The 19,694-nt window shown below is 66.7% G+C and carries 10 protein-coding genes and 1 pseudogene; 5 read left to right on the top strand and 6 right to left on the bottom strand.

What is annotated here, in order from left to right; all coding sequences use genetic code 11:
• Positions 1-9 precede the first annotated feature (9 nt).
• Complete coding sequence (locus tag ACZ6RC_RS32775; protein ID WP_469590349.1) at positions 10-6,534, bottom strand: RHS repeat-associated core domain-containing protein; 6,525 nt, start codon at positions 6,532-6,534, stop codon at positions 10-12.
• 155 nt (positions 6,535-6,689) lie between these two features.
• A complete protein-coding gene (locus ACZ6RC_RS32770; protein WP_469590347.1) occupies positions 6,690-10,364 on the bottom strand; it encodes a LamG-like jellyroll fold domain-containing protein in 3,675 nt (1,224 codons plus the stop codon).
• Positions 10,365-11,866: 1,502 nt separating this feature from the next.
• Here ACZ6RC_RS32770 and ACZ6RC_RS32765 point away from each other — a divergent pair.
• Both ACZ6RC_RS32765 and ACZ6RC_RS32760 read left to right on the top strand, forming a co-directional pair.
• The gene (locus ACZ6RC_RS32765) at positions 11,867-12,184 is read left to right on the top strand and encodes a hypothetical protein (RefSeq protein ID WP_469590345.1); all 318 of its coding nucleotides are present in this window, start codon (positions 11,867-11,869) and stop codon (positions 12,182-12,184) included.
• Positions 12,185-13,038: 854 nt separating this feature from the next.
• On the top strand, positions 13,039-13,632 hold the full coding sequence (locus ACZ6RC_RS32760; RefSeq protein ID WP_469590342.1) for a hypothetical protein: 594 nt from the start codon (positions 13,039-13,041) through the stop codon (positions 13,630-13,632).
• A gap of 450 nt (positions 13,633-14,082) precedes the next feature.
• Here the strand turns inward: ACZ6RC_RS32760 and ACZ6RC_RS32755 are convergent, their stop codons facing one another.
• Together ACZ6RC_RS32755 and ACZ6RC_RS32750 are read right to left on the bottom strand one after the other, a co-directional pair.
• Entirely contained in the window at positions 14,083-14,814 is a 732-nt protein-coding gene (locus ACZ6RC_RS32755) for a DUF6193 family natural product biosynthesis protein (RefSeq protein ID WP_469590339.1), read from the bottom strand.
• 220 nt (positions 14,815-15,034) lie between these two features.
• On the bottom strand, positions 15,035-15,283 hold the full coding sequence (locus ACZ6RC_RS32750; RefSeq protein WP_469590336.1) for a DUF7848 domain-containing protein: 249 nt from the start codon (positions 15,281-15,283) through the stop codon (positions 15,035-15,037).
• 136 nt (positions 15,284-15,419) lie between these two features.
• Between ACZ6RC_RS32750 and ACZ6RC_RS32745 the strand changes: the two are divergent.
• Both ACZ6RC_RS32745 and ACZ6RC_RS32740 read left to right on the top strand, forming a co-directional pair.
• Positions 15,420-15,865, top strand: a pseudogene (locus tag ACZ6RC_RS32745) (IS5 family transposase); the annotation flags it as partial.
• A gap of 45 nt (positions 15,866-15,910) precedes the next feature.
• Positions 15,911-16,429: a hypothetical protein gene (locus tag ACZ6RC_RS32740; RefSeq protein WP_469590334.1), complete on the top strand. Its 519-nt coding sequence runs from the start codon at positions 15,911-15,913 to the stop codon at positions 16,427-16,429.
• Between the two features lie 759 nt (positions 16,430-17,188).
• Here the strand turns inward: ACZ6RC_RS32740 and ACZ6RC_RS32735 are convergent.
• On the bottom strand, positions 17,189-17,356 hold the full coding sequence (locus ACZ6RC_RS32735; RefSeq protein ID WP_469590331.1) for a hypothetical protein: 168 nt from the start codon (positions 17,354-17,356) through the stop codon (positions 17,189-17,191).
• A gap of 46 nt (positions 17,357-17,402) precedes the next feature.
• On the bottom strand, positions 17,403-17,987 hold the full coding sequence (locus ACZ6RC_RS32730) for a DinB family protein (protein WP_469590329.1): 585 nt from the start codon (positions 17,985-17,987) through the stop codon (positions 17,403-17,405).
• 247 nt (positions 17,988-18,234) lie between these two features.
• Here ACZ6RC_RS32730 and ACZ6RC_RS32725 point away from each other — a divergent pair, with 247 nt between their 5' ends.
• Complete coding sequence (locus ACZ6RC_RS32725; protein ID WP_469590326.1) at positions 18,235-19,053, top strand: barstar family protein; 819 nt, start codon at positions 18,235-18,237, stop codon at positions 19,051-19,053.
• Positions 19,054-19,694 lie beyond the last annotated feature (641 nt).

Below are 19,694 nucleotides of genomic sequence, written 5' to 3'. Positions count from 1 at the left end.
ACCCTGATTTCACCTCTCTCCCTCAGTGAGCACTACACGCACGTTCGGATAGTCACGCTGGAATGCCTTCATTACACCCCTACAGGAGTCACACATTGGCCTCTGGCTATGCATCTTAACGACTCCCGAAAGTCGCCCATTTGGCGGCCCCATTCGATGGGCCATGTAATTAAATAGCGTGGCCTCGGAGTCAGCGGCTCGCCCAAGAGGGATGTAGCGCTGCGGATACCCTCCAACCGGATCACCCGGAGGTGGAACCAGCCCCTGCCTGGTTTGCGTTCCGCTCGTGGCCGCAAGCGCCATCTTCGGGGCACCGTTTACATCCACTGTTGCAGCAGCCACGTTAACGGAGCCCTTGATGCGGCCTGAGGCGACGAGCGCATCGACAATCTGTTCCGGGTCGATATCACTCACATGTCTAGCCGATCTCCACGCCGAGAAAATACGGTCGAACTGCTTCCCGAGCTTCCCGAAGTCCCCGAAAGGAAGGAAGCCAACCGCACCCAACGTCGCACCGGTCGCATCTCCCTCATTTATCGATCGCCCTACGTCATAGCCGTCGCACCCAAGGCCAAAGATCGGTATCCACCCGCAGACTGCGAGGGAGACCTCCTTAACGACCGGGGCAAGGGAGTCGGAAGCGTGTACGCCTCCATAGGGGCCAGGCTTCGGTGCTACTCCAGGCGATGGTGAGGGCGTAGGAGCGCCAGCGGATGAAGAGTTTGGTTCTGTCGAACTCGTAACTGTAGCGGGACTACCACAGGTGTTGGTGTGGTAGCAGCTGCCGGGGCTGTTGTCTCTGGATCCGTTGTTCCGGTCCTCACCCGAGGCCTGCTCCGGGGTGCAGTACTTGATGTCGTAGGAGCAAGTGCCCGGCGTCGAGCCGATCTCTAGTCCGGTGGGGTCGCTGAAGGTGACGGGGGCGTTGTTGGCGTATACGTAACCGTTGAGCGACTGGTGCTGGTCGAGGCTGAGGATCGGGTCGACGCTGATGAACTGGCCGATCATCGGGTCGTATTCACGGGCGCTGACGTGCGTGAGGCCCGTTGTCTTGTCAGTGGTCTTGTCCAGGAAGCCTCGGTCCGTCGGCCAGGTGCCGATGGATCCGGCGCGTTCGGCGCCGAAGGGCGTCATGTAGCGCTTGGTGGTCTTCTGGGTGGTGTCCGAGGTGACCGCGAGGCTCTGGGTGCCGTGGTGGTCGCCGGCGAGGTACTGGACCTGCGTGGTGCCGGACTGGTTGGTGCGGAGGGCGATCGGGGCACTGCCTGCCGTGTACGTGCGCTGGGCCCACTTCGTGCCGTCGGCCTTCACGTGGAGTTCAGTGGCTCCCGCGTACAGCACCCGCTCGCCACCCTGGGCGCCGCGGATCAGCAGGGTGCCGTCGGCGTCGTAGACGTACTCGGTGGACTTGCTGCTCTCCATGAGGGTGGAGAGACGGCCCTCTTCCGACCAGGTCAGGTCCTGCTGTGCCGTCGCTCCCGGCCGCTTGGTGGTGTTGCCGGCCGTGTCGTAGTCGTAGAGCTTGTCCTTCGCCGGGTCGGCGGCGGTGCCGCAGTCCGGGCGGGTGGTGGTGTAGCGCAGTGCGTGCGGCTGCTTGGCCGGGTCGTAGCAGTAGGTGGTCGTGGTGTCCCCGCCGGCCGCGTGCTGTGTTTCCTGCTGTCGCTGGCCACCTTGGTTGTAGGTGTAGGAGGTCCAGTACGGGGCGGGTCCGCCGAGGCTGCTCGCGGATCGGGCGTCCGAGCAGTTCTGCGATGTCGGGGTCCAGGCTTCGGTCATACGGCGGTGGCGGTCGTAGGCGAAGCACTGGGTCTCGGCCTTGCCGGTACCGCCCAGGGTCGCGGGGTCCGCGATCGAGGTGACGTTGCCGGCCTGGTCGTAGGTGTAGTTGAGGTCCTGCAGCATGTACGGATGCGTCTGGTCCGTAACACTGCTGCTGGTCAGGCGGCCCGTCCCTCGCTCGTACGAGTTGGCAACGTAGAGGCTCCGGTCGCTGGAGCCACCCAGGCCCAGAGTCATCTGCTGGACCTGGCCGAGGGCCGAGTAGTCGGCGTACAGCAGGTACCCCGAGAGGCCTTCGACGGACGTGAGCTGACCGACAGCGCCGTAGCCGTACTCGACGATCTCGGACGGCAGGCCGCCCAACGCCGGTTCCTTCGCGGTGGCAAGCGTCCCGTCGAGGCGGTAGGCGCTGGAGAAGGCGAGCTTTCCGTTCGGGACCGAGGCATACAGGGGGTCCGTGGCCGGCAGCGTCAGCTCTGTGGTCGTCGGGCGGCTGAGGATGTCGTAGGCGGTGACGGTCTTCGTGTACGCCTTGGAGTTCGCCTGCCCCTTACCCCCGACATAGCGGGTGGATGTCGCGGCAAGGCCCTTCAGGGGCGCGTCGTAGGTGCGCTCGGTCAGGAGCGTCGGGTCCGATTCGGTGCCTGACCATGTGTGGGTGGGGCGGCTGATCTTGTCGTACGCGGAGATGATGGTCTTGCCGCCGGTGGTCGACTTCTTGACCCGGTCCAGTACGTCGTACTCCAGCCCGGTCGTTCCCTTGTCCGGGTCGGTGGCGGTCTTCTGGCGGCCGTGTTGGTCGTAGGTGTAGGACCATACGGCGTTGTCCGGGCCGGTGATCTTCTTCTGCTTGCCGTCCAGGGTGTACTCGAACTTCGTCGAGGTGTAGGGGGTGCCGAGAGTCGCCCCGTACTGCGGGTCGTCGGGGTTGCCGCCGGCGTACGCGCGCGTCTCCGTCGTCTGACCGCGTGCGTCGACGATGGTGCGGCTGGCCGAGCCGCCCGCGACCGACGTGGTGGCGGTGGAGTCACCGGTGTACTTGGTGGTGGTCGTCCACTTGGCGACGCCGCCGACGAGGAGCGTGCTGGACGTCGGCCTTTGGGCACCGTCGAAGACGGTCTCGGTTTGCGTGGGCGCCGCACCGTAGGCGACGCGCGAGTACGTGCTGTTCGGCGCCGTGGCACTGTCGAAGATGTCGGTGTGCGTCTCGTACGCCAGGCCCCGGCTGTCGTAGCGGGTGTCGGTCAGCAGACGTCCGCCCTTGGGTGTCGGGGACTGTGTCTGCAGCGGCCGCAGGAGCGCGTCGTAGAGCGCGTAGCTGGTCTGGTACGTGGTGCCGTCGGCGTTGAGGGTCGAGGTCGAGACCCAGGACTGCTGGGTGTTGCTGAGCGTGTACTGGTAGGTGGTGTTGGGTGACTCGCTGCCGCGGATGCGGTTGGGAAGCCAGACGTCGGTCAGGCGTCCCAGGGCGTCATAGGCGAGCTCGGTCTTCTTCAGGTTGGCGTCGTAGGTGCGCAGGGACAGTCCGCGCCTTGGGTCCAGGTAGTTGAAGACCTTGTGCGTCAGGGCGTTGGTGACGGTCGTCCTGGTCAGCGGCCCCGCGGCAGGAGGGGTGTAGTCCGTCGTGGTCGGCTGTTCGTCCGCGTTGGTGACCTTGGTCGGCCGGCCGAAGGTGTCGTACGTGGTCGTTGCCGTTTTCTGCCACGTGATCGTGGAGCCGTAGGTCGCGGCCCGTCCGATCCAGGTGGGCAGTCCCTTGGCGGGCTTCATCGTGGCGGACCAGGTCAGGCCGTCGTACGCCGTCGCCGTGTCCGACAGGACGTTGCCGCGGGTGCCGTCGGCGGCCTGCAGCTTGAGGTCGGTTTCGGCGAACGTGCAGCCGAGGGCTACGGTGCGCACACGGGAGACGAGGCTTGTGAGGCCTGCGGTGTCGTTGTCGGCGTACCAGGTCTGGGTGCAGGTCTCGTCGCCGGTCTTGGCGAGGTCGCCGGTGTCGAGAACCTTGGTGGCACGGCCGTTGTCGTCGAAGTCGACGGTGTCCTTGGCGCTGGAGCGCCAGGTGCGGGGCGCGGTGAGGTAGGTGTACGACGTGGTCTTCTTCGTCCGGACGAAGCGGGCCACGTGGTCGTCGGCGTCGGGCACGTCCGTCTGGCGGGCGGTCTCCTTGGACCAGGGTTCGTTGCTGGTGGCAGAGATCGCGGTCGTGCCGTCGTAGGTGACCTGCTCCCGCAGGGTCCCGTTGTACTGGTCGCTGTCCTTGAGGGCCGTGATGCCGATGGCGGGCTGGCTCAGCGGGGTGATCGAGACGGACTTGGTCGTGCCGTCCTTGTTCGGGTCGCCGTCCATGCCCTGCATGTACAGGGAGACGGTCTTGCTGCGGACGGGCGCGTTCCGGGAGCCCTTGTAGACGGAGACCTCGCGGTAGCCGCGCCACTCGGACCAGGTCCGCTCGTCCTTCGGGGTGAACGGGTCGTCGCTGTGGTGCCAGGCGGCTCCGCTGTACACGTACTCGTTCTCGACGCCGTCGTTCTGATGCGCCGGGTCGGTGGTGACGACGCCGAGGGCTCGGTACTTGTGGAACCAGTCGACCGAGGCGTCCGGGGAGCCGTTGATGTTCCAGTACTGCGGGTAGCAGTTACGCGTGTTGGAGTCCTGGGCCGCGCCGAGGACCTGGCTGCGGACACACTCCTCGGCGGAGAGCGTCACCGTCGTGATGGCACCGGTCTCCGTCGTGACCGTGGAGATACGCGGGCGGGTCAACGGCAGGATGTCGTCGGTGCCGTCCACGCGGTTGGGGCGCATCTGGTAGGTGAACGAGATCGGATCCATCTCGATCGCGGTCGTTCCGGCCTTGGCCGCGCGTGTGATCGACTTCAGCGTGAGGACTTGGTCGGATGAGTCGCCGATGTCGCCGCCGTCCAGGTACTCCTGGGTGAACTTCCACGAGTCGACCGGGTCGTACGCGGTCGTGGTCGCGTTCCACGACCAGGTGTCGACGCCGGTGAGCCGCTTGCGGCTGAAGAAGGACGGGGACGGCGACAGGCACTCTGTCGAGTCCTTGGCGCAGATGGCGTCGAAGGGGACGTCGGGCCAGTTCTCAGACGTGGCCTTCGTCAGGGAGCTGCAGTCCGCGGCCGTGCACCGCTCGGCGTAGCCGAAGGTCGCCTTCGCGTCGGCGTCGTCCGTGAACAGGGCCCCCGTTCGCAGGCCGTACTTGACCTCCGTCAGGTAGCCGCCGCGCACGTACTCGGCGTCGGCCTTGGTGCTCTTGTTCTTCTTGTAGTGGTTCTTCTCCTGCGCGTACCAGTACGTGGCGGCGTTCCCGCGGGTGTCCTCGACGTAGTCGAGGTTCCACCGCCACGCCTGGGTCACGGACCGGGCAGCGAAGGCGCTGCCGGCGCTGTAGCCGGGCTCGCCGGAGTCGTCGCCGAAGACCGGGACCGTCCAGGCGGAGTTGGTCCGCTGGGTGGTGGCTCCGGGAAGCTTGTTCTGGCCGAAGACGTACTTGGTGCCGTCGCCGGTGGCGACGGTCCAGAACTCGCCGTCGTCGTCACCGTTGTCGGCTCCGGTGGAACGGATCACCTTCGAGGCGTCGTCGTTCTCGAGCTTCCACACGCCGGCCGTGGCCGTTTTCACCAGGCGGGAGGACTTGCCGTTGAGGACCAGGCGGGCGTTGTCGTACTTCCAGCAGCGGTCGAAGACGTCGCTTTGCCCGTCGTCGTCACAGCTTCCGTAGGACCGCTCGATGTAGGACTCGGTCAGGGAGAAGCCCTCACCGACCGAGGTGCTCTGGTTGTTGGTGGTGGCGGTGCGGCCGTCGACGCTTCCGGAGTCGTAGGCGAGCTGCAGCGACGGTGTGGGGCCGGCTGCCGCCGGCGGCATCGTGAAGCCGTACGACCAGGCGAAGGAGCCGGAGTTGCCGCCTGCGGACCAGGAGGATGACGCGGCGAGCGGGGTCGCGCTGTGGTCTCCCGAGCCCTTCGCCGACTGGCCGCTTCCCGAGCCGGTCAGGGCGAAGACGGACGCTCCTGAGGTGCTGGGGCCGAGCTGAGTGCTCAGGCCCGCATCGGTCTTGGTCAGCGCCACGTCGGCAACGACGGTCTGCTTCTTGGTGTCGTTGCGCGAGGCGAGTGGTGTCTGTGTGGTGCACTGGGGTTTCTGCGGGGTTGTCAACGCGCAGCCGGGCAGCTGTACGAGCTGAAGGCGGCCGGACCAGCCGCCGCCGACCGCAGAGGCGAAGGTTCCGTAGTCGACGCTGAGACGGGCTCTGCCCGCCTCCTCTGCCGTGGCTGTCATCACGACACCGGTGATGCCGAGTCTGTCCGCGGCCGCCTGGTCCAGGACCGTGATCGCGGTGCCGGTGCCGGCCTGCAGTCCGTTCCTGCCGGTCGAGGGTACGACGCTGACCGGGAGGCCTCCCGGAGTGACCGCCTGTTCCTTGGCTGCGGTCAGGTTCAGGTGGGCGGTGCCCGCCTTGGGCCAGACGGCCTGCGCGCGTTCCTGACGCGCCCGCTGCGCCTGCGCGTCGTTGTGCCGACGGTCCTTGGCCACCTGCTCGCGGGCCTTGTCGGTTGCCGGGCCCTTGAACGGCTTCACCTTGGTGACCTGCTGTGCTGGCAGGTCCGGGCGCCCGAGGCCGCCCTTGCCGTCGGCCGCCGCTATCGGTGTGAGGCCGATCGGTATCGACAGGGCGACGGCCAACGGGAGCACGACGAACGCCCGACGGCGCCGCTCGCGGGTTCTGCCCGGCGGCATGCCGGAACCACTTCTGCTGAATAGCACGGATGTTCTTCCCCACGCTTGGGTGAAACGCGATTGGTGATGTCCCGGTGCCTTGCGCGGCGCCGGTGTGGGACCGGGTGGCACCGCAGGAGCGGTGCCACCCGATCGTGTTCAAGGACGCCGGGGTATCAGGACAGCTGCTCCTCGAGCTGGGTGTCGTTGTCCATGGCGCCGACCCAGACACGTAGCTGGGAGATACGGGCGGGAAGGAAGTCCTTCCACGTTCCGCCTGCCATCGCCTTGCCGACGGCGAACTCGTCCGTCCCCGCCCCGGCGAGCGGCACCTTGGCCTCCGCCAGGTCTGCTTCATGGGTGACGCCCGTCCCGGTTCTCAGCGAGATCCTCCTGCTCTGGGCGTCGAAGGTGGCGATCAGGCTGACGGTGGTGTCGTGCACATCGGTGACGCTCGACTGCACCGACGTGACGGTCCCGTCCGTGTGGTGACGGGTGAACTGCCAGATGCCCTGAGGGATCCGCTCCCCCGGCGCTTCGGGGTCGTCCTCGCTCGGGATGGTGCCCTCGCCGGTGACCTTGAACGACAGGCTCCAGGCGGATCCGTTCACAACGCGCTGTCCTGCGACCTGCCCGACGTAATTCGCGCCCTTCGCCAGCAGCGCCGCGGGATTCAGCGCCACGTCCGCCGCGACCGTGAACGACCCCGTGTCGTCGAGGAGAGGACGCTTGGTCCTGGCCGCGTCGTCGACTCCGTCCAGCTCGATGGAGTCAGCGGTGATGACCGGCTGGCCTTCCAGGTCCAGGGCTTGGCCGTAGCCGGACGCGTCTGCGGCCGTGGCGCCGACGGCTTCTGAAGCCGACCAGTCGGCTACGAGCTCACCGGCTTGATGACCGCTGCCCGGCAGGGCGAGCCTGGCGTCCCCGAGGAGTTCGGCTTCTCCGAGGGCCCGCTGCCACACGGTGACCTCGTCGATCTGGCCCTTCCAGTGGTCGTAGTACGCGCCGCGCCACCAGGCGCGGCCGATCTGGAACGCGCCCGTGGACGCCCAGGACGCGGCGACCGTGCGCGAGCCCTGGGACCTGCCGTTGACGAACAGTTCGATCTTGTGGTCCGTCGTTCGGTAGACGGCGGCAAGGTGCGTCCAGGCTCCGATCGCCGCGGGTCGCGTGGCTTTCACGATCTGGGTGCTGATGTCGCCGTCCGTGGCGTCCTTGGGGGAGGTACGCAGTTCCCAGGTCTTGGAATCGGCTCGGTATCCGAGGTAGAAGGCGCTGTACCAGCCATCGGAGGTCAGGCGAGGATCCTGGGACACGGCGGTGTAGTTGGTGTTGCCGTCTTCGAGACGGACCCAGGTGGAAACGGTGTAGGACGATTCCGTGTGCACGGCCGGCGCGGTGGTGGAGGCATGCCCGGTGGCGGCCCCGCCGAGGGTGAGACCCTTGTCGGTCGTCTGGGGATCCGTCGCGGCGTCGATGACGCCTCGTCGTCCCCGGCCGTCACGGACTGCGGTGCTGCCAAGGATCGCATCGACGGTCGGGTCTGCCGGTGCGCTGTCCACGGCGTTGCCGGAAGCCTCGTCGAAGTGCCAGCGGGCGACCGGGTCGGCGCCCGTGGAGACGTTGAATTCCACGGCGCTGTCAGCCCCGGGACGCCCGAGCGTGTCGACCGCGTGCACCGTCAGCCTGTATGTGCCGGGAGACTTCGGCACGACAGGAACCGTCGTGACTCCGACCGCAAGCTTGGTCCAGCTCGGCGAGGAGGAACTCGCGTCGGGCGCCGTGAGGTAGTACTCGTAATACTTGTTGTTGGTGTCGGCTCCGCCGGGGCCGACGGTGAAGCTGCCCGGCACCTCCGGGGCGCCCTGCGGCGGGCAGTCGTTGGTCAGGCACTCGTCGTACGGGCCGTTGGCCTTGATGGTCGGAGGCTTGGGTCCTTCGCGGTCGATGGTGAAGTAGCACCATTTGCTGTAGCCCGAGGACTGCGAGTAGGTGCCGTTGTCGTAGAAGGCTTGGGTCAAGGACGCGAAGCGTCGCTTTCGTCCGTCCTCCGCCACAGGGAACGCGGTGGGCCAGGACGTCGTCTGCTTGACGTTGTCCCCTGTGTAGTTCGTCCCTGTGGGGCTGCTGATCCCCGAGCCGGTCCAGGTCTTGCCGTCGGTGCTCAGGGTCTCGATGCGGAACCAGGATCGCAGTCTGGCGCCGGCTTCGCCGCCCGGCGCGGTCTGGGGCGTCGACGTCAGGGTGGGTGTCGGATCGTCGATGACCGAGGGCTTGTTCGCGTCGGTGCTGCACACCGGGAGCGAGCCGGTCACGATGCCCGCTCCGGTCGGTGTGGCCGGCAGGGCGACGTAGTTCACGCGGAGGACGGCGTCGTTCTTGAACCGCTTCCAGGCCGACGCGTCCGTCTCGTCGTGGGCGCGGACCTCAAGGGTCAGCCGGGAGAACTGGCCCGCCGCGAAGCTCTGCACCGTCGGTGTGAGGTTCTCGTTGGCCTCGTCAGGATTGTCGTTGAACTCGATCGGAGCGTCCGGGGAGTGGGGGTCGCACTCGGAGCCGCGGCCGGCGGACACGTACCGGTCGACCAACCAGTCCAGCTCCTTGGGACGGCTGGCCCAAGTGGTGGCCGCGGAGATGTTGTCCGTCCGTACCAGGTCGACCCATCGCGGGTCGCACTGGAAGGCCCAGGGCTCCGTGACCGCGAAGGTCGCGTCCAGGATTTTCTTGCCGCGCAGGCTGTCCGGTGCGAACTCGAAGTACAGCCGCTGCACGTAGCCCGGGCCGCAGTAGTACCCGTTCCAGCTGCCACACTTGCCCACACCCTGGCCGTTGCCGTCCGTGCCGTTGCCCCAGCCGTACGACTCGTGGCCGTCCGACCGCAGCAGCGTGCGCTCCGACTCACCCCAGGTGACGGTCGGGTCGATGAAGAGCGGGTAGGAGTCCGAGGCGGTGCTGGTCAGCATGTCCGCGTCCGGGATCACCGACAGGCTGTCGTGCGTGACGTGGACGTCCATGCGGGAGACGTTGTCACCCTGGCCGGGCTCCAGGCCGGTGCCGGAGGCCGCCTGCTCGGACGGGTCACCCGGCGCCGGCTGCACCTCGTCCGCGGCAAGTGCCGTCCGGAGCATCTGCGGAGCCATGCCTGAGTCGACGGTCGGGTCGGTCGCGGGTTCTGTGGTGGCCTTGCCCGCGGAGTCCCACATCTGGGCCGGCGGGGAACGGAACACCGTGGTGCCGTTGCCATCGACGGCTGCGAGGTTGCCCGCAGCCCCCTTCCGGACAGTAAGTCCGTTCGTCTTCAGGTCGAACGTGAGCTCCTTGAGCGCCGGGTTCGCGGCCGCCTCGGGCGTCTTGACGACGAGGACCTGCTGGAAGCTCTCGACGGTGGCCGTCACCTTCAGGTCGATGTCCGGCAGGACGTTGCGGTAGACCGCGCTCGCCCCGTCCACCTCGGGTGCGGGAAGGTCGCCCTTCCAGTCCAGTTCGAGCGAATGTCCCTGCTCGGAGATCTTGACCAGCGGGTCGTCCCCGGAGCCGCCGGAGAACGACATCTCTGCGGAGGCCGCCTTGGGCCCGACGGTGCCATCGGTACGCCGCTCCAGCGTGGCGTCCGGCGCCTGCCAGCCGCCCCCGGCCTTGGCGACGCGCACCGGCACGGTGTGCTGCTCCAACGTGAAGGTGAAACCGTCCGGGTTCGCGAACACGGTGGAGCGCTCCCTCCGCTCGCTCTGGACCTCGACGCGCCGGCCGGTCTCCTTGGCCCGATCGAGCGCTTGATGCGCTTCGTCCAGCACCGGCGAGTCCGCCGTCGGAACGGCTGCCTGGGCCGCCGGGAGCGGCACCAAGCCCACGGCCACAGCCGAGAGGGCGACTACGGCGCTTCGGGCACGCCGAAGCACCCGCTGTCTCTTCACAATCCCCACCCCTGTGTTGCGCAAAATTCACAATAGATGGGCCACCCAACGACATGACGCAGCATCACGTCAAGCAAGTTCGACTGCCCGGAAGGCTTGATTCCGCCCTCATTAATCCGGACATAGATCGACGCGTACGAGACGCGCTCCTCCCCCTTCGGACGAGAGGGAGAGTCACATTGAGTGACAGCGAGGGTGGCGGGAGCATGCGGAGCGAGCCGGCGTTCGCCGCAACTGGCGTACACCGACGGCAAGGCGCCACTCCGTGGCCGATCCCCGGCCATTGACCGGAACAAGAGATTCCTCTTGGCGAACGGAGCGCGACGGCCGAGCCGACCTCGGGAGTGTGCTGCAGATCACCTGCCATAGCGACGCTGTCTCCATGCGCGGCGTCCGCCACGGCGCCGGCTCTCCGCGTTCCGCTCCTACCGGTGCGCCACCGGTACGCCGCGCCCCAGCGGGACGCCTTCTGGGCGAAGTTGGGGTGGAGGCGTGGTGCCGCTCGAGCAGCACATGGCCAACCTCCGCCGCGCGGCGGCCTCGGCAGGGACCCGAAGCGGGCTGCGGTACGTGCGGAGCGGCTGGCCGTCGTTACCGACGAGCACTGGAACTGCCACTGGCCGTTGAGCTGGCAGCGTCACTCCACCATTCAGTTAATTCACTTGCCCTCCTCCCGGCCGCCGTGCGGTCCGGGCTCTGTGGGCTGTGTCTGCTGATCATCCTGCGCACACGGGGGGCGCCGCGTAGCGGTTCGCGCGGGTGCGGGAGCCGTCGGCAGCCTCATGGAACGCGTCCTACAGGTGGCGCAGCTACTCGGCAGTGAGGTCGAAGGTTCCACGTCCGTGTGAGACCCGGCCTCCGGCTCCTGGTCGTCGTGCGCGGGGTCAGCGGCCGGAGAGCGCGAGCGGCTCGGGGATCGCCGCCTACTGGCGCGCGACGATGTCGTGCGTTCGCCCCGCACAGCGGTTGCGGTGGTGCGCAGCTTCTCCCGCACCACCGCGCCGGCGAGGACAGCTCGCCCGTACTGCAGCGGAAAGCGGGGGCTCCCAGCTCCCACCGCCTCGAGCCGGCCGGGACGGGGTCGGCTCGAGGCGATGTGGAGCTGTCGCACACCGCAGATCATTTACGGGACAACCCTTAGGAGCTTTGCGGCCACGGGGGAGGCCGTGCCAGCGTTCACGCGTCTTGTGCCGGAGTGCTCTTGTTGATGTACGCAGGCGAGAGTGTGTAGAACGTGCCCGCCTCCTTCGGCTTTCCCCAGGCCTCGGGGTGAAGGTACGTGCCGCGCTCGTCTTCAGGCTTGCCTTCCTCGACGACGAGCGGTACCGCGCGAGATAGTTGTCCTGTCGGACACCACTAACCTGCCAAGAAACCTTCACCTCGGGGCGGTCGGTGCTGATGGAGGAGCGGTTCTCGTGCACTTCCTCTGATACGACGACTTGCGCAAAATCACCGATGACCGTGAGTTGGTAGCGAAAGTCCCTGTTCAATGCACCGAAATACGCCGGCAGGTCGATAATCGCCGACCCTTGACCGTCGGTCACCACGTTGCCGCTGTACACGTTGAGGCGGCCTGGGGATTCGACGAAGGAATGCTGCAAGTAGCGGTTCTCGGGGCCCAACGGGTGATCGATGCAGAAGCCACCTCCACCTTTGGTGAGCTGACCGAATACACGGACCTTGCCCGCGAAGAGCCCGGCGTACCCTGCTTCATCCTCAGCTGCTCCGAAGATGCCCCTTCACGGTCCAGCCCTTGAGGTTGTCCGCGTGGCTGGTGGTGTGTTGGTGATCTCGACCCACTCGGCGTTCAAAGACCGGTTGGAGCGGTTGTCGCGTCCGGGACTGTCAGCCTGGCTGCGGCTGATCCTTACCTTCGGGCTGCGGGGGAACGGGCACAGAGCCCTGACCCCGCGTCGCATGCGTGTAGCAGCCCGCCTCAGCCTGTCAGCTTGAAGCTGAGCCCGGCCTCCTCACGGGTACGGTAAGGCAGCATGGGGCGATGCACATAGATCACCCGGTGCCCCGCGAGGTCAAAGTCCTCGATTCGGCGTCGCTGTGCAGGCTGGAGGAACGGGCCCGCGACCTAAGCCTGAACTCACGACTGGACCCGGCGTGGGTGCAAGCGAATGCGGCACCCGACGGCACCCACTATCTCTGGCCTGCCCTGTGGAACAGCTTGTCCCACTGTTCGGACGTTCCGCGTCAGCTGCGGTGCGAGCTGTTGATGACCCTGCGCGGAGGAGAGCGTGTAGTGAGTTTCCTAGACGTACTCCCCGACGACTTCACCCCGCTGCCCCAGGTGACCTCGCGCGACGAGGGGAGGGAAGTGACTCGGCTCCTGGACCATGCCCTTTCGGTCAGGCAATGGCTACGGCGGGAGGGCGGGGGATCCGCTCCGGGGTAACACGGGTCGCCGGTCGCCGGCCGATGAAGCGCATCCCGGGGTGCGAAGAGGTGGCTGCGGCTCGCCCAGCGGATCCGCAGGCGGCGGGTGCTGCCGTCCCGATCGTCTCTTCTGGGTCGTCACCACAGCGAGTGACCGCCCTCGCTCCCACGCCTTGAGATGATCGGTGGCTGTGCCTCTCGACAGAGCCGATCCGCAGGAGACGAGTTGATCACGGAGTACCAGCAGAGGCTGCGCGAGCGCTACCTCGCCGCCGCCGTCATGCCTGCCCCGGAGCCGTGGCAACCGGTCCTGGACCACAGAGCCCCCGTCGGGGGTCTGCTCGGCATCGGCTTCGCCGTCCATCCAGACAGCGGTCACGACCTCGTCATGGCCATCTCCAGTGCCGGCCATGGACTCTTCGACGCGGCCACAGGAGACAAGGTCGCCCGCGAGCGGGACCCGGACCCCGAAACCAGCACCCCGGACGCGTCGCCGGAACTCACCTGCCCAGGGCTCGGCCCGATCGAGGGCACGCCGGTGCGTATCGCCGGGCTCTTCGGCGGCGGCCTGCACAGCACCACACCGGACGGCTGGACCGTGGACGTCGTCAGCCCCGAGTGGCCCCACGACCGCGTCATCCTCTCCGCCGACGGCGGGTCACACAAAGGCCCGGCGGGAGGGACATGGTGGGACATCTTCCACTCCGAGCACTCAGAACTCCGCGCAGCCGGATTCTCTCCCTCCGGCCTGACCCTGGCGGTCGCAACCAGCAGCGACCTCACGCTCTGGACCCGGCCCGAACTCCACTTCGACGACTGAACAGCTACCGGGCAGCGGCCGGCAGATTGGAGCCGCCCTGCTCGTGTGCCGTGGTCCGAGGGTCTGCGGTATCCGTACCGGGTGGACCAGAAGCTTCGCGACCGGAGCTTCGCGACCGGGTCCTGCCGACTCGTGACCCTGACAGGAAGGCGCGGGAGGCCGCAGCCCGATTTTCCATGGCGCCGACCTCGTCGGGCGCCGATGAGCCAGAATCAGGTCGACGCACTGCGGCGGTCCGGAAACGACAGCGGCCATCCCGAGTTCGCCGAGCGCATGGTGCGGGCATCGACTGACGGACTCCGGGCCCTGGAGGCCCAACCGCGAGACGATGTGTTCTGGCACGGCTGGGGAAACGACCACGCCACGATCCACAGACTCAAACGGGCGGCCATGCTGATGGGGAGCCAACTGGCCACGGGCCCGGTTACAGTCAGTAATTAGTTGCGCTCATCATCCATCTTGTTCGGCAGTTCCCGCGACAGCCGGCCCGAGATCGGTGGGGAGGTAGCGCACTGCCAGGGCGACGGCTTCCTCGGCTGTGGCAGCCTCGCCGAGAATGCCATCGGAGTGCGGATACCTTTTCACGCGGAATGGGCTGCCACTGTGTGACGGGACGACGGCCACTTCATTGCGGAACGGGTATCCAGTGCAGGAGCTGAAGCCCAGCGTCCAGTGGCTGGAGAAGACATAGAGCTGTCGCAGCCGTGATTCTACGTGAGCCGCTTCCACGAGTTCGCCGAACCCTATGAAACCCGGTTCCTCGGCCGCCTGCTCCCGCATTGTGCGCCACTGCAGCTCCACCACCGCGGCCGGCCCCCGTTCGTAAGCTTCGGCGTGCTTGCTGGAGCGCAGAAACGACAGCTCCGCTCGCAGCTCCCGAAGGCTCCTGCCCTGCCCCCATGCCGCTCCGGCCCTGACGACATCCGCAAGGTCGGACGTGGCTCCGGTGATGAGTTCGACTCCGTGACTCCAGCCGGAGACACCGAACCAACGGCTCTCCGCCCCGATGTGAACGGATAGCGGCTTGCGTTCAGGGACCGACGAGGCGATGCCCGCCGAAACGAGTGGGCCCCAGTCGCCGGGAACCACTGTCAGGCCGGTACCGATTTCGGCCGCCAGCTGTTCCAGCGCTGCGGCCAGGCTGCCCGCAGCAGCCAGATCAGGGTAAAGGTCAGAGTCCACGTTCATAGTCTGCCGTCGCGACGCCACCAAGAGAACGGCGATCAGACGTCCCAGCGAGGCCCTGGGCACGTAACTCCGCCTGCGCGGAGAGCACTGGCCGCCCAGTCACCGACGTTCATCCGGCCTCGACCCACCTCCGCCTGCGCGGAGGGCACGGCGCCGTCTCGTTGCCCAGGGGGCCGTTCTGCGACCCACCTCCGCCTGCACGGAGAACACTCGATCACGACCGGCTGGCCAGCGGATTGCCCGCCGCGAGGTACGTGCGCAGGTTGGCGATCACGAGCTCGCGGTAGGCGCGGTGGCCCGTCTCGCCCGTGTGCTTGAGTGCCCAACGGTCGGTGGCGGCTTGGCTGGTGCTGGGCTCGGACTGGGTGTCGCAGTCCCTGCACAGAACGAACCGTGCTGACGGTGCCGGATCCTCGCGGTCCGCGCCGATCGTCCACGCGGCATGTCGCAGGGTGCGGATCATCGACCTGCACCCGCCGTCGGCTCCTCGATGAAGCTGTACATGGGGACAACACCGCGTGCCTTCGCGCAGGCGCGGTGGGCGTAGAGGTGCTGCCCGGCCCCCGAGTTGTCGGCCATGACGCGGACGCAGACGTCCGCGGCCTTTGGTCTTCCGTGTCACGGCGGGGCAGGCGGGGGACGCGCCGGCCTTTGAGGCGGTCATGGCTGGCATCAGATCCGCGAAGCGGTCTGGGGCGACCGAGGACTCGGCCGGATGCTGTGCTGGCGGACCGGGCGTATTCGTCTCGCTCAATCCGAGGTCACCTCCGCCGACGTGGGATCCGTGCAGTCATTCCCCAGCCCTCCGACCAAGTTCGCCACCGCCTGCCTGCGGCGAGGCCGCAGCGGTGGCCGGCCACCAGGTTTCGACGCCGAGGCATACAAACAGCGCAACACAGTCGAACGATGTTTCAACCGGCTCAAGCAGTGGCGCGGCCTGGCCATGCGTACCGACAAACTCGCCGTCGTCTACAACGCCGCTCTCCACCTGGCAGCCATCCTGATCTGGGCGCGAGGACCGGGAAGCAAGCAAGGAGGGACCTGAGAGAATCCATGGCGCATGCATCCGGGTTGTCAGGAGGAGTCGTTCATGTGGCTGGATCGCAAGGTGGTCCCGGACGAAGACCGGGAGCAGTGGGCCTGGACTCCACTCAAGGGCGTAGGGCCCTTGAGGTTCGGACAAACCGTTGAGGAAGTCGCTGCCGCATTGCGGGAGCCGATCAATGGCCGGAACCCGTGTGAGCAGTGGATTTCCTTCTCCAGCCGGGGCGTCGACACCTACTACCGCTCGGAAGACGAGACGCTGGCCGCAGTCGCCATCGATGCCTGCCACGGACCGCAGATCTCCTTCGGGGAGGTCCGGCTGGTGGGCCGACTGCCGTCGGAGCTGACGCCGTGGCTGGAATCAGGCGCAGATACCCATGAAGGCAGGCTGCGTTTCGGTCTAAACGGAGAGGCCGGGCTTCCCGGCCTCGGCCTGGTCATGCGTTGCCAACAGAACGGCGACTTCACCCGCACCCGCCCCGTGATGGTGGCGCCCGAGTGGGCTGACATGAGCGTGGACAGCTGGGAAGGCCCCCTACCCAGCAGGGAATGGCTTGTGTACTGACACCGCCGTCCACAAGCCCAGCCGCATCCTGCTTCTGCAGAAACCGCACCGATCAAAGAGACAGGCCCTAGCCTCCGGCCGCGCCCCTCACGCAGAACTGGCCTCACCCCGTACGGGGTGAGGCCAGTGACTGGCCGGCGCTCAGGCCGCCGGGGACGGCCACCTTGAGCGACAAAACCGGTGATGAGCTGTCGTCAGTCCTGGCAGTACACGCCGATGAACACCTCACCATTCCACGAGCCGCCCGCTGGAACATAGGCTACGTAGTCAGCCAAGCATTTTCCGTTCCATTCTCTTGAGTAACGATTCACTAGATACGACGTGTCTGACTTCAGCTTCCAGCCTATCCGTTTGGGATGCGATAGCTCGTGGATTTTTTCGGGTGAGGCCGGTGTGAATCCTTTCCAATCCATTCCCAGGGTCTTTAGGTAGGTCTTGCTCTCGTCCGGTTCCGCAGTGAAGGTCAAGTTAGCCGTGGAACCATCCCTGCCTCCCGCCTCACAGAACGTGACGCTCGACAAACTCGGGGGTTCTCCGATGGAGTACCTCTCCTGCGCAGCTTTGGGCACGCCACTTGTGACGCAGCTACTCTCGTCCTCAGCCGATGACTGCGCGCACCCAGCGGTCAGAACACTGAGAAGCACCGCCACAACACGGAACGCCTTCATTCCACCACCCCGTAAATCTCTGCAATGAGCTCTGACAAACCATCTTTAATTCTTGGGCAAGGTAGAGGAGCCGAAGGTCGGCCAGATTCCGTCAGGAGCAGCCGCTGGTAAACGCGTACGCCGCTGCGGTGAACACGTCCCGCTCGTCGCGCGGAGCGGTCCCGCCACCTGACGGTCGGGCGGTGAACGACGGCAGTAATGGGGCGACCAGCACCCAGAGCTCATCAGCAATAAAATGCTTGGACAGATCAGCACTCACGGCCGCCATCATGCCGCTCGAAAATTAGGTCACATGTCACAGCCTTCTATGCCTTGACTGCTGCGGTCATTCTGGCAACCTCCTCGATCTGCGCGCAGTAGGCAGCGCGGGCATCTTCATCGATCTGCACGTCGTGTTCGGGGCGCATCCCAGTTCGGCCATCGACGCCTTCGCGCAGGATGTCGGCGTGCCCGGCATGCCGGTTGGTCTCGCCGAGGACGTGGACCATGATGGCGAACAGGTTCGTGCTGGAATGCGGCTCCGGCCACCACGGCACGTGGCCGGGGGCGTCAAGGGGAAGCTCGTCGATCGTCGCGTCTGAGTGTTCCCACGTGCGCCGGTAGGACTCGATGATCTGATCGCGCGTCTCGTCCTCGGTTGCCCACAGATCGCTGCCGTCATGGTCTTGCCACCGGGGCAGCGGTCCCGGCGACGGGCGGTTGAAGACCTCGCCAAAGTACCTGGCCTCGACGCTGGCCACATGTTTGACCAGGCCGAGGAGGTTAGTCCCGGTCGCAGTCAAAGGCCGGCGTGCGTCATAGTCGGACAAGCCGTCGAGCTTCCAGAGCAGCACCTTGCGGTCCCGCCGCAGCCTCCCGTGCAGGCTGTCCTTCGCGAATTCCTCGATCATGCGGCATGAGCCTGCCATGAGCTACTCGTGGCCTCAAGATCCCGTACGTGAACCGAGCGACTCGCAGGGTGAAGCATCCCAAACCCCCAGCAGGTCAGCGGAACTTTGAATCAGCCGACCACCGGGCTATGTGGCTCGTTAATGGGCCTCCAAGATAGATGGGATGGGGTCAGGGGTGGGGACAGCACCGGCGACTGCCCGGTGAGTTGTCGAGCGTCGGTAAGATCAGCGCTCTCATGGGGGTGCGATGCGAACATCAGGGCGGGCCGGCGAGGGGAAGAAGTACGCGCTGACCTCGGACGAGGACGACAGTGACTTCTGGGGCTTTACTCACGAGGCCGAGGGGCTCTTCACGCCTCTGCCGGATGAGGAGGGCGCACGCCGAGTACACCTCGAAGGTTGTTTTCCGCAGGGTGGCCTACTGAAGAGCCTCGATCATGTCGGTAGTCGTCGCGCCATGGCGGGGAACGCATGGCTCGCCCTTCTCGACGGCGACGGTGCCACCATGGGGTCCTACTTCGTCAACGAGGTCACCGTCGTCGACGCCAAACCTTCCGCGCTTGGAACCGGCTTCGTCGACGTCACAGTGACGCTGTGGTGCGAGAACGCCCTGCCCGGAGCGGAACGAGCGTGGGCCCTGGTCCGCACGGGTCAACTGAACCGCATCGGCATGTGGCACGAACTCGCACCCGAGGATCGGCACGCGTGGCTGTCGGTAGCCCTGTGGTCCCGGGCGTACCAACGCCAGGGGAAGCTCGATGAGCCTGCAGGCCAGGTGTTCGCCCTGGACGGCCGGCACACGGTCGACGAAGACAGCTTCTACTGTGCAATCGGTGAGGCCATCAACGGACCCGGCGGATACTTCGGCTGGAACCTTGACGCTCTCGACGACTGTCTTTGCGGCGGGTGGGGCGCCACTGCTCCATTCACCTTGCACTGGGATTCCTCGGCCGAGGCTCGGGAAGGGTTGGCAGAGCGCGTGCCCGCCGGTGACCGCGAGCTTGTGCTGTTCGACCTCCTCCTGGAGATCTTTGAGGAACGGGGCGTGAACGTCATCCTTCGGTGACGGCTGGTCGCTTCCAGGCATTGGTCCTGGACTCGGACGGCCGGTTCGGCGCGCGCAAGCTCGCCTTCCTCCCCGGCGCCGCCCATCCTGCGGTTCACCCGGTGGTGGGTCGTCAGGTCGAGGGCCGGGGCGCAGCGCACGCAGGCTCCTCCATCGCGGGAGTGCACCAGAGCGCGCACGGTGTCGGTCGGGCCGGTCCGGCGTCGGTCCACGGCAGGATCTCCGTCCTGCCCGCGCGCCTGGCCGTACGGCACGGCCACGAGGAAGACGCTGGCGAGGACGGGACAATGAACGACTGGGCGCTTGCGTCGCGTGCCGCTGGTCAGCCGTCGCTGGCCGTCATGTCACGCCGCGCTGATCACCGGGACCCTGCTCTACCTCGTGCCGGCGGCACTGCTGTGGGCCTCACCGGTCCGCCGCCTGACCACCATGCCCACCCCTGCGCCCACTCCCGTGAAGGACCCCGCTCATGGCTCTTGACCTCCACACGGCGACGAGCCGTCGGCGTGCCCTCGGCGATGCCCTCGGTGCGCATCGCGGTCTGAACGTGCATTCTTCCGGGCCGGTCGGCCCCGGACCACAGGGTTCGGCCTTGGCCGTCGCTGATCGTGGTGGTCTTCACGGTGTTCTGCTTCTTCTTG

This window comes from Streptomyces sp. NPDC048353, assembly GCF_055587165.1.
This window is presented reverse-complemented; position numbering and strand designations above follow the sequence as displayed.